Below are 971 nucleotides of genomic sequence, written 5' to 3'. Positions count from 1 at the left end.
AGTGCAGAAAGTTGTTTTGCATTCGTCAAGAAAGTGAACTCACGGTCATCCTCTTCGTCGTAATATCGGACGAGTCTGAATGACTCAGGATATTTTTTCTCGGAGAGATATCCGGTCAGTTTCACTTCCGCATCTGTCATTATGTTCTTTGGCATTCTTCGCTTCCATTTGACTGTCTTATACTTTAAGTTCGTCTTGGCTCTGACAACAAAGAAAGAGTCTGTAAGATGTATCCTATAGAGTTCTTTAAAAGAGTCATAAGCCCTGTCGAATATATAATAAGCATTTGGTTCATAATGGATTGAAGACATTGCTGTGGAATCGTGCTTTGATGCAGTGGTTACAGTATAGAAGGCAGGAACTTGTGCTTCAATGTCGTATAAGACATGAGCTTTCACCCCTCCTTTCTTGCTTCGGAACTTTGCCCATGGGAATGTTGCAAGACACAACGGAATCGTTGTTGAATCAAACGCATATTTCTTTCCGGAAATGTCAAGGATGTTGGTCGTCCGCTTCTCGCAGGCTTCCTTCATCATATAGAATGCAAAATCTTCGAAGATTCTGTAATCACGGTTCTGGTTCGCTGTCGCAAGAGTTGTCTTGGCTATCGGTTCACGACCTAAACCAAGATGATATTGCTTGGCCCTATGCGCCTCGAAAGCAACGATTAAGTCTCGCAGGCTCTCACGGTTACTCAGTTGTCCAAACATCATCGCAAGCATCTGATTCCAGCAAGTGAAATGTTTCACATATCTATTGCCATCATACTTGCGAACATAGTTGTTGAACTGAGTCCTGTTCAGAAAAGCGGTTAATTGAGAGAATACGTATTTGTCTTGGAACATAGCAGCCATTTGTATTAGACTGCAAAGTTGCAAAATCAAGTCCGTTTCATTTCAAAAGACCGTGTAATTGACTATATTTCAATAATTTCAAAGAACTATTTATCCACTTTTACGGGACAGTAGTGA

1 protein-coding gene is annotated in these 971 nt (G+C 40.9%); it reads right to left on the bottom strand.

Annotation, left to right across the window (positions count from 1 at the left end):
* Positions 1-845, bottom strand: an 845-nt coding sequence (locus tag H6A28_RS14755; protein ID WP_204481059.1) for an IS4 family transposase, incomplete at its 3' end; no start/stop codon positions are given.
* Positions 846-971 lie beyond the last annotated feature (126 nt).

Origin of the sequence: Bacteroides mediterraneensis (assembly GCF_016900355.1) — a bacterium.
GTDB lineage: Bacteria > Bacteroidota > Bacteroidia > Bacteroidales > Bacteroidaceae > Phocaeicola.
Note: the sequence above shows the minus strand (reverse complement) of the source record. Positions and strands in the feature narration are given on the sequence as shown.